Source organism: Bradyrhizobium betae (assembly GCF_004123905.1).
GTDB lineage: Bacteria > Pseudomonadota > Alphaproteobacteria > Rhizobiales > Xanthobacteraceae > Bradyrhizobium > Bradyrhizobium betae_A.
The window spans coordinates 20317-34858 of sequence record NZ_MZXW01000026.1 but is presented as its reverse complement, the minus strand read 5'-3'; the positions used below and the strand labels follow the sequence as shown (position 1 = coordinate 34858).

The following is a 14542-nucleotide window of genomic DNA, read 5'->3' as shown; positions in this document are numbered from 1 at the left end:
GCGCGTCTACCGCGCGTCCCTCGATTCCGGTCGGTCCAGAAAATCCAGCGCGGTGTTGATCTGCTCGAGCTGGTGCTCGATCCTGTCGCGATCTTCCACGGCCTGCGCCTTCTCGAGTTGCTCGACGAGCTTCTGCTTTCGAGCCAACAAGTTCTCTATGACTGTACTCACAAGTCCCCCATCGCCCCGAAGCGCGCATCGAGGCAAAAATCCGGCTGCGGGCACTGACGCCGGGATTGCCGAGGCGCGCGCGAGCGAGCTCGCGCCGCTGCCTCAAGTCAGAATGTTCGCGGGCGCGGATGGTTCCTGCAAATGAACCTGAGCTGATGGAACTGGTTGCAGCGAGAACGTTGCGCGTCAGGACCGCCATCAGAAATTTCCCTGCCCGTGGAGCAATCGGATATCCGAAGCGGCCCGCGGTGAGAATCCGGAAGACGGATCGCTGAAATGCATATGCGGTACCCGCACTGCTCCGGGGGGCGAGGCGATGCTCGCGAGCAACACCGGCACGACATGCGTGCGAGTGACGGAAACCGAGAACACCGCCAACAGCGCGCAGACCATGCAGAGCCGCATCTGCACCGTCCTGCGATCGGAGATCGGCAGGAACAGGAAAAACAACATCGCCAGGATCAGCAGCGCATCGATCAGAAAAAACATGGATCTCTCCCTTGATACTGTCGGGAGGATGACGCGGCTCAGCCCGCCGGTATGTGGACGGCCTCACACACCGATGCCGCTGGCCTTGCGGCGCTGGTCACGCTGGCCGAGGAGGAAGCGGCTACCGCGCCTTGGATGGTCTCCGGCCTCGGCGTCGACGTCACGCCGCTGATCGCCCGCGCGGGCGCTCGCGAACGGTTAACGAGCCCGCGCGCGCCCGATTGCCGGCCGCGGAACCGCGATTCTTCACGTACCCGTCGGTTGTATTCGGGGGCGCGGAGTCCTATGCGTATGCCCCATGGACACCCAGATCATCACTGCCGAAAAGCCCCTGATGGCCCAGGCCCGGCCGCGCAAGCCGGCGCCGTTCCTGCCGATGAGCCGCGCCGAGATGGACGCGCTCGGGTGGGATGCCTGCGACATCGTGCTGGTGACGGGCGATGCCTATGTCGACCATCCGAGTTTCGGCATGGCGATCATCGGCCGGCTGCTGGAGGCGCAAGGCTTTCGGGTCGGCATCATCTCCCAGCCCGACTGGCATTCGGCCAATCCGTTCAAGGTGCTGGGCAAGCCAAAAGTGTTCTTCGGCGTCACCGGCGGCAACATGGATTCCATGGTGAACCGCTACACCGCGGACCGCCGCATCCGCAGCGACGATGCCTATACGGCCGGCGGCGAAGGCGGCAAGCGGCCCGACCGCTGCACCGTCGTCTATGCCCAGCGCTGCCGCGAGGCGTTCAAGGATGTGCCGATCGTGCTTGGCGGCATCGAGGCGTCGCTGCGCCGGATCGCCCATTACGACTATTGGTCCGACAAGGTGCGCCGCTCGGTGCTGGCCGACGCCAAGGCCGACCTGCTGCTCTACGGCAATGCCGAGCGCGCCGTGGTCGAGGTGGCGCAGCGGCTCGCCGCCGGCGAAGCGCCGCGCTCGCTCGACGACATCAGGGGCGTCGCGCTGTTTCGCCGCGTGCCCGAGGACTATGCCGAGCTGCACGCCGACGATCTCGATTCCGCTGACGAGGGCGCAACGCGCCAGAAGGGCGCGACCGTGATCCGGCTGCCGGCGCTGGAGCAGGTCGAGCAGGACAAGGAAGCCTATGCCCGCGCGTCACGCGTGCTGCACCGTGAGAGCAATCCCGGCAATGCGCGGCCGCTGGTGCAGCGTCACGGCGACCGCGATCTCTGGCTCAACCCGCCGCCGATCCCGCTGACCAGCGACGAGATGGACGCGGTCTACGACCTCCCCTATGCGCGCGCTCCGCATCCGTCCTACGGCGAAGCCAAAATCCCCGCCTGGGACATGATCAAATTCTCGGTGACGATCATGCGCGGCTGCTTTGGCGGCTGCACCTTCTGCTCGATCACCGAGCACGAGGGCCGCATCATCCAGAACCGCTCCGAGGGTTCTATTCTGCGCGAGATCGAAAAGATCCGCGACAAGACGCCGGGCTTCACCGGCGTCATCTCCGACATCGGCGGCCCCACCGCCAACATGTACCGGATGGCGTGCAAGGACCCGAAGGTCGAGGCCGCATGCCGCCGGCCGTCCTGCGTCTTCCCGGAGATCTGTCCAAACCTCAACACCTCGCATGACGATCTGATCCGGCTCTATCGCAAGGTGCGCGAGACCAAGGGCATCAAGAAGGTGATGGTTGCCTCGGGTGTGCGCTACGACCTCGCGGTCGAAAGCCCCGAATACATCAAGGAGCTCGTCACCCATCACGTCGGCGGTTATCTGAAGATCGCGCCCGAACACACCGAGCGCGGGCCCCTCGACAAGATGATGAAGCCGGGCATCGGCGCCTACAACAAGTTCAAGAGGATGTTCGACGCCGCGGCCGAACAGGCCGGCAAGAAATATTACCTGATCCCCTATTTCATCGCGGCGCATCCGGGCACGACCGACGAGGACATGATGAACCTCGCGCTCTGGCTCAAGAAGAACCGCTATCGCGCCGACCAAGTGCAGACCTTCCTGCCCTCGCCGATGGCGACCGCGACCGCGATGTACCACACCGGCGTCAACCCGCTGCGCGGCGTGCGCCGCGGCGGCAGCGACAAGGTCGAGGCCATCAAGGGGCTTCGTCAACGACGGCTGCACAAGGCGTTTTTGCGTTATCACGACCCCGACAATTGGCCGGTGCTGCGCGAAGCCTTGATCGAGATGGGCCGCCGCGACCTGATCGGCTCGCGTCCCGACCAGCTCGTGCCGGCGCACCAGCCGCCCGGCACCGGCAAAGCCGCCGGCACGAAGCGCCCAGTTCGCCCGGGCGGCAAGACGCAGCGGTTTACGACCAAGGGCTTGCGGGTGATGAAGTAGCGGGCGAGAGCGGACGCTTTCGCGCCCTTCAAAACAAAAAAGTCGAAAACAACCCCATGCACAGTAGACGGCATGAGCGGGATCAACGGCTTAGGCGCTGCGGGGAAACGGTGCATCAGCCGCCCGGCACCCGGCAGCAAGTAGCCGTCAAGCACTCTCGGGAGGCCCTACGGATTTAACGAAATTGTTGACCCGTCGGGCAAAACAGGGGCATGATGGCATGATCGGGCGTTTGGGTAGAGCGAGCCCGATCCCTGGTCCCTATCGATATCCTCGAGCTTGACGCCGCGTCCCGCGCGCAAGCTATTTCGCGCCTGTTCGACGCGCTGCAGGAAACGGGGATCATGCTCCAACCGGTACTCGAAACTCGAACCAGTCATCCTCCGATTCGAATCCGATCAGCACGCCGGCCGGCTTGCCGTGGCGCGTGATGACGATCTCCTGTGTCTCGGCTGATTGACTCCGGCGCCATCATGTAACATAAATAGTTACATGAAACGAGATAGCCGATTGTCCGGCGTGCTCCACGTCCTCCTGCACATGGCGCAGCAGCCGGGCCCCTTCACGTCGGAGACGCTGGCGAAGGCCATGGACACCAATCCGGTGGTGATCCGCCGCATCATGGCCGGCCTGCGGGATCTCGGTTACGTCCGGTCCGAAAAGGGGCACGGCGGCGGCTGGACGCTGGCTTGCGACCTTTCGAAGGTGACGCTGCGCGACGTCTACACCGCACTTGGAAGTCCCTCACTTCTGGCCATGGGCAACCGGACGGAGGCGCCGGGTTGCCTGGTCGAGCAGGCCGTCAATGCCGCCCTCGATCGAGCATTTCACGATGCAGAGGCGTTGCTGCTGGCGCGCCTCGGCGAAGTGACGCTGGCGATGCTGGGCGACGATCTGCGCAAGCGCCTCGGGTCCCGAAAGCTTCAGGGCATGAGCGCGCATGGCGCTTGATTGGGCGATTCAGCAAGGAACGACATCATGACCGACATTCAAGCCATGTTCTCCGATCCGCAAGCGGTGGCGAGATACACAGAAGGACCGCCGCGCTTCGTCCCCGGCTACAATGCCATGCTGTCCATGGCGGCGATCCTTCTGGCCGAGCGTGTTCCTGAAAATGGACGGATACTCGTCCTCGGAGGAGGCGGAGGCCTGGAGTTGAAGGCGTTTGCGCAAGCGCATCCGGCATGGAGCTTCGACGCCGTAGACCCATCTGCGGCCATGCTGGGGCTTGCGAGGCAAGCCCTCGGCTCGTTCGCGCCACGCACGCGTCTTCATCAAGGCTACATCGACGATGCCCCGGAAGGCCCCTTCGACGGCGCCACCTGCCTGTTGACCCTGCACTTCGTCGATGCCGAGGAGCGACGTCGCATCGCGTCCGAGGTCCGTCGCCGGCTCAAGCCGCGAGCGCCTTTCGTCGTCGCGCATTTGAGCGCTCCCACTGGCGAAGAGGAACGCCCGCTGTGGCTCTCGCGGTACTCCGCGTACCTCGCCGCGTCCGGCGTCGAGCCGGACCAGGCGGCGGCCGCGCGGAACGCCGTCACCAACCATTTGGAAATTCTTGCGCCTGAGCAAGATGAAGTGATTTTGCGTCAAGCCGGTTTCTCGGACACGACCCTGTTCTACACCGGCTTCACTTTCCGTGGCTGGGTGGCCTACGCCTGAGGCGTCTCAACATGTTGCTCGCGCTCATTCCGAGGTCTTTGATCAAATCCGTCCCGCAAGCACGCTCGTTCAGGTCAGCCCCTCACGCCAGCTTCCGGTCGAGATCGAAGCAATGGCGGTTATCTACGACTGAGCACGGTGGTTGCCATGAAATCGAGCCTCCGTTTGGCTTGGGCATCGCAGCGAAATGACGCGTTGGGCCAAGAGCGGACTGTTTTGACCAAAATCGAGAGCTGGGCGCCCGAGAAATACCGGAGAAGCACGAGCCGCAGCGGCCAAGCCAGGTTCTTCCCGCTCTTACGCAGAAGAACGAGCGCCGCCGAAGCACGCGCGGTGCCTCTTGGCTTGACCGCGAACCCGGCGTAGCATTGAGGTTCGCTCATCGGAGGATGAAACAATGCACCGCTTACTGCTGGTCTGCGTTGCCATCACGTGCTTTGCGGCGGCCCTTGTTATCCGTTCCTCTGAAGCGAATGCGGTCTACTGGCGCGGCATCACAGCGCCTACCAATATTGACATTCACGGATGGCCAATCATCAAAGAGCCGCCTCCAAGCCCATGTCAGTGGATACGGGTCAGCGGTGGCTACTGGGTCCGGCAGTGCATTTACTAAATGCGCGATGAGATTGGGATGAAGCGTCATCGCGCTTTAGGTTATTGTTTGAGCATGGCCTCCGCGCAAGCGGGCTCCGCGTTTGTCGCGCGAGAGAGAACCGTTGCGGACTTTGCGTTAACGCGGCCATTGTGATGCGCGTGCAAAACCTAACCTTTGATGATTGGCTGGAGCACTCATTTGGACGCGAGGTTCGCTTTCAACAAGCACCGTGGTATTTCGATCCCGAACATGATTGGTGGGACCCGCCACCAATCGAGGCCGTATCCCATCTCACCCGACTGTTTGAAGACCCCGAGCCGGCATTGCGGGGATTTGCCGACGGCCAGATTGCCCAAGGGTTGACCTACCTCGTAAATACGAGCGCAAGCGGCGATAGCAGATGGCTTTGCTCGACAGATGTGCCGGTCAAAGACCGGGTCCGCTGCGTGAAATCCGTCGCAGCACTATTTGCGAAATTGTTCGAGCCGCGATGCACGCCCGCTTTGTCTCACCTGAGTGAAGCCGATGTCGGAACACTCAACTGTGTTTGCTATATGTGGTGGGATGCGTTTCCGAGTTTGGCTATTGCCGGCGACCCGAACCTGCCGATCCTCCACGATTGCGCGCTGCGGACCATGGAGCGCATCCTTTACCTCAACTCGATTGCTTGCCAGGAGAGCGCTCTACACGGGCTGGGACACTGGCAACGACACTACGATGAAAAGGTGCCCCAAATTGTTGATCGCTTTTGCGAGGCGCATTCCAGAGCTGACCCCCGGCTTTTGGCCTATGCTCAATCAGCCCGCTGCGGGTGCGTGCTGTGATCCTTGACGAATAACGGCGTGGCATCCACTGACGCCGTCCGACTACGAACAGAATTTGAGAGCAGCATCTGTGACCACTCGAGGCAGTGCCATCTCGTTTGAGTTAATGCCGCTGCATTCCTGGAAGTAAGACGACAACTCAAGCTGAGCCAGATGCTCCCAGTATTCTGCTTCCGCGAGGAGCTTCCATTTGTTCATGTTGTTGTACGCGGCCTGTTGACGGCACAGCGAACCCATCGCACGCAGGCGTCGCACCTTCTCCAACGCGAACCTCCCTCGGTCTTGTTTTTCACAAGTCGAATTGCTTGTGGCAAGTCGCAGCTGAAGCCTCGCAGATTGCAACAACAAGCGATAGCCCGGTGTTTGACGGGGCGCGATGACAGCGCAATCGTCTGACTTTTCGCCGCCGATGCGGCCCAAATCAAAGGCCCCGACGATGTTGCACGTCGGGGCCCTTCAAGATCATCAGGCACGGGTGCATCCGCCGCACCTTCCGATCACAAGCATCGATGATTACGATACCTGACCAGGGCTGGATGTGGCAACCGCGCCAATCGAGGTAATCACATTCCTCCCGAAAGTGGAATTCCTGCTTGAACAGCGTCTTCCGCTCGTGCGCAAGCTGTTGCTCTATCCGCTCAACCGATGGCGCAAGGTCAGACGTCCTGTGCTGCCTTGCGTCAGGCGCAACTGACGCAATCAATCTCTCTCTCGACTGTCAGCGGGCCAGGGATTTCACCTCGGGCTTCCGCAGCCGAGCATCGCGCGCATCGGGGAGAGAGAACAATCCAACGCCGGGACCTGGAAATTTCGGCGCAGGCGCACGGGTCGCCGACCTGCCCGGTACCGTACAGCCGCGGGCGGTTGACGCCGTCCCGGCGATCATTAAATGTCGCCCATGAAGAAAATCGGATTTCTGTCCTTCGGGCACTGGACACCCTCGCCGCAATCGCAGACCCGCTCGGCCGCGGATACGCTGCTGCAATCCATTGAGCTTGCCGTCGCGGCCGAGCAGTTGGGCGCGGACGGCGCCTATTTTCGCGTGCATCATTTCGCGCGCCAGCTGGCCTCGCCCTTTCCGCTGCTCGCCGCCGTCGGCGCCAGGACAAGCAAAATCGAGATCGGCACGGCCGTGATCGACATGCGCTACGAGAACCCGCTCTACATGGTGGAGGACGCAAGCTCCGCCGATCTCATCGCTGGCGGACGGCTCCAGCTCGGCATCAGCCGCGGCTCGCCCGAGCAGGTGATCGACGGCTGGCGCTATTTTGGTTATCGCCCGGCCGAGAGCCAGAGCGATGCCGACATGGGCCGTCGTCACGCCGAAGTCTTCCTCGACCTCTTGCGCGGCGAAGGCTTTGCCGAGCCCAATCCGCAGCCGATGTTTCCGAACCCACCGGGACTGCTGCGGCTCGAGCCGCATGCCCCGGGCCTGCGCGAACGGATCTGGTGGGGCGCCGGCTCGAACGCGACCGCAGTGTGGGCGGCGATGCACGGCATGAATTTGCAGAGCTCGACGCTGAAGAACGACGAGACCGGCGAAGCTTTTCACGTGCAGCAGGCCGCCCAAATTCGCGCCTATCGCGCCGCCTGGAAAGACGCCGGCCACAGCCGCGAGCCCCGCGTGTCCGTCAGCCGCAGCATCTTTGCGCTGATCGACGATCGCGATCGCGCCTATTTCGGTGGCGAGCGCGGCGGCGAAGACCAGATCGGCTTCATCGACCCGCGCACACGCGCGATCTTCGGGCGGAGTTATGCCGCGGAGCCAGATGCGCTGATCGAGCAGTTGCGGCAGGACGAGGCGATTGCGGAGGCCGATACGTTGCTGCTGACGATCCCTAACCAGCTCGGTGTCGACTACTGCGCGCATGCGATCGAGTCGATCTTGAAGCACGTGGCACCGGGGCTGGGGTGGCGGTGACACAATCGTCTGCCCCGCTCTGCGCAAGTCAGGCCAGCTCTTGCTGAGCTCTGATTTTCGCGAGCCAGGTCGCTAAACGCGGATGTCTCGTATATCGCCCCTCCAAGCTTACCAGTTCCTGCTGGAAAACAGGCAGCGAAAGCAGCCGTTCGATATCGGGCTCCCTGATCTTCCAGATCGCCGACGGAAAGAAGCCATGCACTTTGAGTTCATAGAGCTCGAAGATCGAATGGATGATCTCATGCACGGCCCGCCGCTCTTCCGCCGTGATCTCGATGTCGCCGGCAGCCCCTTGGAATGCCGCGACCGGGAGGCGGCGTCGCAGGTCGGAGACCCGATCGGAATATCGCAGGAAGATGTCCGCGCCCAGGCGCCGATTGTTGGTGCGAAGAGCCATGTAGATCGCAATGCTGCTGACGATGACCGTCCCGAGCGTCATGAATCTGAGAATGTGTTCGAGCACGGGTCCGTCTCCTTGCGCGAGGCAGCGCAGCCGAAGGTGTAAGCGACACCACGAGCCGTTAGAAAGGGCGACCGAGACTTCGCGCGGCCTCCCCTTCCGATGTGTCATCTCTCGCTCATATCTCTAAATTGAGATATAGTCAGGATCGTGCCATGGCAGGTCGACATCCTGAGGAAGTCACATGACAATCCCGTTCGAGAAGCTCAAGGCTCCCCTTCTGGCCAACCCAAAGGTCAAGGCCGAGTATGACGCGCTCGCTCCGGAATTCGAGATCGCCGCTGAGCTGCTTAGAGCACGCTTGCGGGCTGGCCTCTCGCAGTCCGAACTGGCTCTCCGAATGGGCACCAGCCAGTCCACAATCGCCCGGCTTGAGAGCGGACAAACGCTGCCGAGCACGAAGACATTGTTGCGCTATGCAGAGGCGACCGGCAGCAAGTTTCGCGTACGCCTGTCGGCGGCCTGACCCCTTCACCCCGCCTTAACGCTCGCCTCAATCAAGAGCTTCGCCGCCGCGAGCGCCGACTGCGCTGGCCCGTCTTCGGACTGCTGCCCGGTGACGTAGATGCCTTCGATCAGCAGCAGCAGCGCATCGCCGAGCACGTTGGGCTGGCGCGCGCCCATGGCGGCCGCGAGCTCGCGCAGGCGCTTGCGGAACACCTTCTTGTGGGCTTCGGCGACCTGGCGGGCCGGATTGTCGCGTGACGGATATTCCACCGCGGCGTTGCTGAGGCCGCAGCCGCGATAGCCCTTGGCGACGGCGCGCGGCGCGAGCTGGCCGATATAGGCGAGCACGTGGTCGCGCGCGTTGCTGTAGCTCGTGCCGCCGGGGCGCTCGAAACTCTCCCAGAAGCTCACATCGTAGTCGCGCAAATAGGCGGCAGCGAGATCGTCCTTGGAAGCGAAGCTGCGATAGAGGCTGGGTTTGGTCACGCCGGCCCGGTCCACCACCTCGTCGACGCCGACGGCGCGGATGCCTTCGCGGTAGAACAGCTCGCTTGCGGAGGCGCGGATGCGGTCGGCGGCCCGGAGCGGCGCCTGCGCGGGGGTTTGGACTTTTTTCTTCATCGGCTCCGATGCCTCCCAGATGGGCTTGACAATGTTACTGACCGGTACGTACTAATGGCGCATCGTAATACGTACCGGTAAGTAACATGCCCGAACCCTCTATTCAATCCGCCTCCTTTCAATCGACCCCCGTCTCCCGGCGGCCATTCGGCCAAAGCTACGCCTTCGTGGTCGTCGCCGTGATCTTCCTGGCGCTGCTGGCGTCCGCGGGCCTGCGCGCGACGCCGGGCGTGCTGATGCTGCCGCTGCAAAAATCCTTCGGCTGGGACGTCAGCCTGGTCTCGTCGTCGGCTGCGATCGGCATCTTCCTCTATGGCCTCGCAGGTCCGTTCGCAGCCGCCGTGATGCAGCGCTTCGGCATCCGCCGCACCGTGCTGGGCGCGCTTGCGCTGATGTCGGCGTCGACGGCTGCGAGCTATTTCATGACCGCGCCGTGGCAATTGTTCCTGACCTGGGGGCTGCTCTCCGGCATCGGCTCGGGCGCGGTTGCCAACGTGCTCGGCGCCACCATCGTCAACCGCTGGTTCACCACCAATCGCGGCCTCGTCATGGGACTTTTGACGGCGAGCACTGCGACCGGCACGCTGATCTTCATGCCGGGCCTTGCGTCGCTGGTCGAATGGGGCGGCTGGAAGCCGGTGGTGCTGACGGTGGCGGCGTGCTGCGCGGCGCTGATTCCGCTGGTGTACATTCTGGTGCCCGAGCGGCCCGCGTCGATCGGCCAGCGCTCCTATGGCGGCACGCATGAGGATCAGCCCGCACCGCCGGCGCAGGGCAATCCGTTCGTCGCCGCGCTCAGCAATTTGGTGCGCGCGTCGAAGACGCCGGCCTTCTGGTTCCTGTTCGCGACCTTCTTCATCTGCGGCTTCACCACCAACGGTCTCGTCGGTACCCATCTGATCGCGTTCTGCGGCGACCATGGCATTTTCGAAGTGCAGGCCGCGAGCCTGCTCGCATTGATGGGGTTCTTCGACCTGTTCGGCACGACGCTGTCGGGCTGGCTCACCGACCGTTTCGATCCGCGCAAGCTCTTGTTCTTCTATTACGGCCTGCGCGGGCTGTCGCTGATCTACCTGCCCTACTCGGATTTCTCGCTGGTCAGCCTGACGGTGTTCGCAGCGTTCTACGGGCTCGACTGGATCGCCACCGTGCCGCCCACCGTGCGTATCGCCAACGAGACGTTCGGCGACAAGAACGCACCGCTGATCTTCGGCTGGGTCGTCGCCGGCCATCAGCTAGGGGCCGCCTGCGCCGCCTTCTTCGCCGGCTTCATGCGCTCGTCGCAAGGTGATTATCTGCAAGCCTTCATGATCGCCGGCGCCACGGGCCTCGTCGCAGCCCTGCTGTCGCTGATGATCGGCCGGCGGCCGGTGCAGCCGGCGCTCGCCACGGCGTGATCTGGTGCACCCGGCCAGACCGGAGCGCTGCTCGCGCGGTGGCGAAACGGCGAAAATCGACGTCATCGACCTGCCGCCGGGCCTTGCACCCCGTTGACACGACCGCCTCTGATGCGATTCTCCGCTGAAGATCCCAGCCGGACCCTTGAATTGCATGTCGACCCTGGAAGCTGCACTGCGTGGAGGAGCGGTCGTCATCCTTCTTCTCCGCGCGGCGGTCGCCGCTCGCAACGCGCGGCGCGCCCCCGTGAGCCGCTATGCTGCGCTGCTGGCGGCGGCTATCGCGGGCTCTATCGTCGAATCCGCTCCGGGCTTCGGCGCGCTGGATCTGCGCCTGCGCATTCCGGTTGCAATCGTCAGCGCCGGCGTGCCGGCCGCGTTCTGGATCACCATGGGCGCGATGTTCACTGACGAGTTTCGGCCGCGCTGGTCCCATGCGCTCGGCTGGCTGGCGCTGGTGGTCCTCGCCCTGATGGACCAGTTCAAGCACCCAATGTCCGTCGACGTGGCCCGCACCGGCCTGTCGGTGGCCTTCCTGCTGCTCGGCGCCTGGCATGCCTGGTCGGGGCGCGGGATCGACCTGGTGGAAGGGCGGCGGAGGCTCCGCGTCTGGTACGCCTCCGTCATCGTGCTCTATGCGCTGGTCGCGATCGCGGCGGACTGGCTCTGGCCCGGCGGCCTTTCGGCGAGTTCGGTCAGCCTCGCCAGTGCCGCCACCTTGACGGCGCTGATCTTCCTGTTCGCCGTGCTGGGCTCGATCACTACGGCGGAGACACAGCTGGCGCCAGCGCCGGTCCGGGCAACGCCGTCGGCGCCGCCATCCGATCCGCGGCCCGCAGCACCGGCGGTCGAACCCGATGCGGCGCAGCTCGCCGCGCTTCAGCATCTGCTCAACCATGACAAGGTCTTTCGCGAGCCCGACCTGAGCATCGCGTCCTTGTCGCGAGAGCTCGACATTCCCGAGTACAGGCTGCGCCATCTGATCAACCGCCAGCTCGGCCATCGCAATTTCAACGCCTTCGTCAACGGTTACCGGCTGGCGGATGCCGAAGCCGCGCTGACCGATCCCGCGCAGGCCGGCGTCCCGATCCTGACGATCGCGCTCGATGCGGGCTTCGGCTCGATCGGCCCCTTCAATCGCGCCTTCAAGGCACAGACCGGGCTGACGCCGTCCGAGTACCGGCGGGCGCGTCTTGCCGGGGCGAGAGAGGCCGTCGGACCGAGCTCGGCCGAGACCTGACCGATTTCCGATCGGGGCCGGCCGTTTGTGAGAATCGGCCAATCGCCTTCGGGAATCGGCGCGCCGCCGCATCTTCACCGTGCAAGCCTTCCGCCGGGCAGGCCGCGAGCCTGCGATGCGGAGGTTGCCATGACGCTGCTGCTCCAGGTGCTGCAATTTGCCCTTCCCGCCCTGATCGTGATCGCGACGCTGGAAGGCCTCGTCCTGGCCCTGGTGATGCGGCGCGACTACGACTGGCGGGCCTATCTGGCCTCACTCGCCGACGCGCTCGGCCGGCAATATTTCGTCTACACGATCCTGCCACTCAGCCTGGCGCAGCCCCTGGTCGATCTCGCCTGGAAGCACCGGCTGTTCACCGTGCCGCTGAACGGTGCGCTGGCCGTGGCCGTGCTCGTGATTGCCCAGGACTTCAGCTATTACTGGTTCCATCGGTGTAGCCATCGCGTGCGCTGGTTCTGGGCGACGCATGCGATCCACCATTCCTCGAACGAGTTCAACCTCGCGGCGTCCTATCGCTTCGGCTGGACCGGGCGGCTGACCGGCGCCGCAATCTTCTACGTGCCGATGATCTGGCTCGGCTTCGCGCCGGGCCCGGTGTTCACCGCCGCCGCCGTCAACCTGCTCTACCAGTTCTGGCTGCACGCGGAGTGGATTCCGAAGCTCGGCTGGCTGGAATATGTGCTCAACACACCCTCGCATCATCGCGTGCACCACGCCTGCAATACGGAATATCTCGACCGCAATTACGGCGGCGTCTTCATCGTGTTCGACCGGATGTTCGGCACCTTCGTCGCAGAGCGCGACGATTTGCCGTGCCGCTACGGCCTCGTCACGCCGCTGCGCTCCAACAATCCGATCGTCATCGCGTTTCATGAATGGGCGGCCCTGGCGCGCGATCTGTGGCGATCGCGCTCCTGGGATGACCGGCTCGCCTGCCTGATCGGTCCGCCCCGCGGCGGCGAGGCAACGCCCGCCGTGACGGCAATGGCGCACGATGCCGCCGGTGGAGACGCGCCCGACGCGGCGTCGCCCGGACTCACCCCGTCTTCGTGCCGGTGACGACGGCGAGCGCCTCGACGAAGCGGTCGAGATCGGCCTCATCGGTGTAGAGCGCCGGCGTCACACGGATGCACTGGCCTCTGGCGACGCCGGCACGGCGCACCGTCATGACCTTGTGGCTGTCCCGGAGCTTCGCCACGATGGCGTCATTGTCGGGCTTGCTGATTTTGCCGGCAAGGCGGAACGAGGTGATCGCACCATATGAGCCGGCTTCATCCGGCGTCAGGATCTCGATATCCTTGAAGCCACGCACGCGGCTGACCCAATAGTCGCGCAAGTAGCGCAGGCGGGCCTGCTTCGCCGCCGCGCCGATCTGCTGATGCAGCGCCACGGCCGCAGGCACCGTCAGCACCGTCGCAAAATTCACCGTGCCGGTGTGCACCCGCGAGCGGATGTCGGTTTCCGGAAAATCCTCGTCGCCCATGTCGCGGTCGATGTCGGCGAGACGGTTCTTTTTGATGTAGAGGAAGCCCACGCCGACCGGCGCACCGATCCATTTGTGCAGGTTGAAGCCAACGAAATCGACCTCGAGCTCACCCACGCTGAACTCCATCTGCCCCCAGGAATGGGCGGCATCGAGGATGGTGTCGATGCCCTTGGCCCTGGCCATGCGGGCGATCTCAGCAACCGGCATGACGAGGCCGGTGCGATGGCTGACATGGGTGAGGAGCAGCAGCCTGGTCTTCGGGTTAGCCTCCAGCGCGCGGGCATAGGCGTCGAGCACGCCCTGACGGGTGGCCGGCTCCGGAATATCGAACTTGACGACATCGACGCCGCGGCGGCCCTTCAGCGCGTTCATCGCATACTGCATCGAATCGTAATCGAGGTCGGCGTAGAGCACGCTGTCGCCGGGCTTCAGCCTGTTGTAGCCGCTGATGAGCAACTGCAGCGCTTCGGTCGCACCGCGGGTGAGTGCAATCTCCTCGGGCGCAGCGCCAAGCGCCTGCGCCACCCTGGTGCGCACGGCATCGAAATCCGCGCCCGCGCGCTGCCGCGCGTAGTAGGTGTTCTGGAAGTTGATCATGTCGGACTGGCGGATGAACTCGCGCCTGACCGGTTCGGCCATGATGCCCCAAAAGCCGTTCTCGAGATTGACGATGTCAGGCGTCACCGCATAGAGCCCCTTCACGGCCGTCCAATAGGCCGTGTCGGTGGCGATTGCGGCCACAGGTCCGGTCGGTTGCGGCGGCAGGCCCTCGGCGGCAAAAGCCGGCGCCGCCAGCGACGCGACGGCTGCGGCCGCAAAACCCTTCAGGATCGACCGGCGGTCGGACGATGTTGTCTCAGTCAGATGCATTTCAGCCTCCACGATGCGCGGGAAAGGGAGCAGCGATCA

General features: G+C 64.0%; 16 protein-coding genes. 9 read left to right on the top strand and 7 right to left on the bottom strand.

What is annotated here, in order from left to right:
* Positions 1 to 6: 6 nt before the first annotated feature.
* A complete protein-coding gene (locus B5V03_RS41590) occupies positions 7 to 147 on the bottom strand; it encodes a hypothetical protein (protein WP_164988212.1) in 141 nt (46 codons plus the stop codon).
* 222 nt (positions 148 to 369) lie between these two features.
* Positions 370 to 660, bottom strand: coding sequence for a hypothetical protein (locus B5V03_RS22940; protein WP_129272663.1), 291 nt, complete (start codon positions 658 to 660; stop codon positions 370 to 372).
* A gap of 298 nt (positions 661 to 958) precedes the next feature.
* Here B5V03_RS22940 and B5V03_RS22935 point away from each other — a divergent pair, with 298 nt between their 5' ends.
* Positions 959 to 2980 (top strand): YgiQ family radical SAM protein, encoded by a 2022-nt coding sequence (locus B5V03_RS22935; RefSeq protein WP_129272662.1) that lies wholly within the window; start codon positions 959 to 961, stop codon positions 2978 to 2980.
* 342 nt (positions 2981 to 3322) lie between these two features.
* Here B5V03_RS22935 and B5V03_RS43045 read toward each other — a convergent pair whose 3' ends face one another.
* On the bottom strand, positions 3323 to 3412 hold the full coding sequence (locus tag B5V03_RS43045) for a hypothetical protein (protein WP_433995345.1): 90 nt from the start codon (positions 3410 to 3412) through the stop codon (positions 3323 to 3325).
* Between the two features lie 60 nt (positions 3413 to 3472).
* Between B5V03_RS43045 and B5V03_RS22925 the strand changes: the two genes are divergently transcribed.
* The 3 genes from B5V03_RS22925 to B5V03_RS22910 all read left to right on the top strand — a co-directional run bounded on the left by B5V03_RS22925 (position 3473) and on the right by B5V03_RS22910 (position 6061).
* Positions 3473 to 3931, top strand: coding sequence for an Rrf2 family transcriptional regulator (locus tag B5V03_RS22925; RefSeq protein WP_129272661.1), 459 nt, complete (start codon positions 3473 to 3475; stop codon positions 3929 to 3931).
* A gap of 27 nt (positions 3932 to 3958) precedes the next feature.
* A complete protein-coding gene (locus B5V03_RS22920; protein WP_129272660.1) occupies positions 3959 to 4642 on the top strand; it encodes a class I SAM-dependent methyltransferase in 684 nt (227 codons plus the stop codon).
* 747 nt (positions 4643 to 5389) lie between these two features.
* Entirely contained in the window at positions 5390 to 6061 is a 672-nt protein-coding gene (locus tag B5V03_RS22910; protein ID WP_245502307.1) for a hypothetical protein, read from the top strand.
* Between the two features lie 42 nt (positions 6062 to 6103).
* Here B5V03_RS22910 and B5V03_RS22905 read toward each other — a convergent pair whose 3' ends face one another.
* Positions 6104 to 6316, bottom strand: a complete 213-nt coding sequence (locus tag B5V03_RS22905; protein WP_433995344.1) for a hypothetical protein — start codon at positions 6314 to 6316, stop codon at positions 6104 to 6106.
* 643 nt (positions 6317 to 6959) lie between these two features.
* On the opposite strand from B5V03_RS22905, the gene B5V03_RS22900 reads away from it, so the two are divergent.
* On the top strand, positions 6960 to 7982 hold the full coding sequence (locus B5V03_RS22900) for an LLM class flavin-dependent oxidoreductase (protein ID WP_129272657.1): 1023 nt from the start codon (positions 6960 to 6962) through the stop codon (positions 7980 to 7982).
* A 28-nt stretch (positions 7983 to 8010) separates the two neighbouring features.
* Here B5V03_RS22900 and B5V03_RS22895 read toward each other — a convergent pair whose 3' ends face one another.
* Complete coding sequence (locus B5V03_RS22895; protein WP_129272656.1) at positions 8011 to 8445, bottom strand: hypothetical protein; 435 nt, start codon at positions 8443 to 8445, stop codon at positions 8011 to 8013.
* A 181-nt stretch (positions 8446 to 8626) separates the two neighbouring features.
* Between B5V03_RS22895 and B5V03_RS22890 the strand changes: the two genes are divergently transcribed.
* On the top strand, positions 8627 to 8908 hold the full coding sequence (locus B5V03_RS22890) for a helix-turn-helix domain-containing protein (protein WP_129272655.1): 282 nt from the start codon (positions 8627 to 8629) through the stop codon (positions 8906 to 8908).
* 5 nt (positions 8909 to 8913) lie between these two features.
* Here the strand turns inward: B5V03_RS22890 and B5V03_RS22885 are convergent, their stop codons facing one another.
* On the bottom strand, positions 8914 to 9510 hold the full coding sequence (locus B5V03_RS22885) for a TetR/AcrR family transcriptional regulator (RefSeq protein ID WP_129272654.1): 597 nt from the start codon (positions 9508 to 9510) through the stop codon (positions 8914 to 8916).
* 86 nt (positions 9511 to 9596) lie between these two features.
* Here B5V03_RS22885 and B5V03_RS22880 point away from each other — a divergent pair, with 86 nt between their 5' ends.
* From B5V03_RS22880 to B5V03_RS22870, 3 genes are all read left to right on the top strand, one after another.
* Entirely contained in the window at positions 9597 to 10907 is a 1311-nt protein-coding gene (locus B5V03_RS22880) for an MFS transporter (RefSeq protein WP_129272653.1), read from the top strand.
* Between the two features lie 247 nt (positions 10908 to 11154).
* The gene (locus B5V03_RS22875) at positions 11155 to 12147 is read left to right on the top strand and encodes an AraC family transcriptional regulator (RefSeq protein WP_164988215.1); all 993 of its coding nucleotides are present in this window, start codon (positions 11155 to 11157) and stop codon (positions 12145 to 12147) included.
* Between the two features lie 129 nt (positions 12148 to 12276).
* Complete coding sequence (locus B5V03_RS22870) at positions 12277 to 13206, top strand: sterol desaturase family protein (protein ID WP_129272651.1); 930 nt, start codon at positions 12277 to 12279, stop codon at positions 13204 to 13206.
* Here the strand turns inward: B5V03_RS22870 and B5V03_RS22865 are convergent.
* Positions 13184 to 14503: an aminotransferase class V-fold PLP-dependent enzyme gene (locus tag B5V03_RS22865; RefSeq protein ID WP_129272650.1), complete on the bottom strand. Its 1320-nt coding sequence runs from the start codon at positions 14501 to 14503 to the stop codon at positions 13184 to 13186. The two genes, B5V03_RS22870 and B5V03_RS22865, sit on opposite strands and share 23 nt — an antisense overlap.
* Positions 14504 to 14542 lie beyond the last annotated feature (39 nt).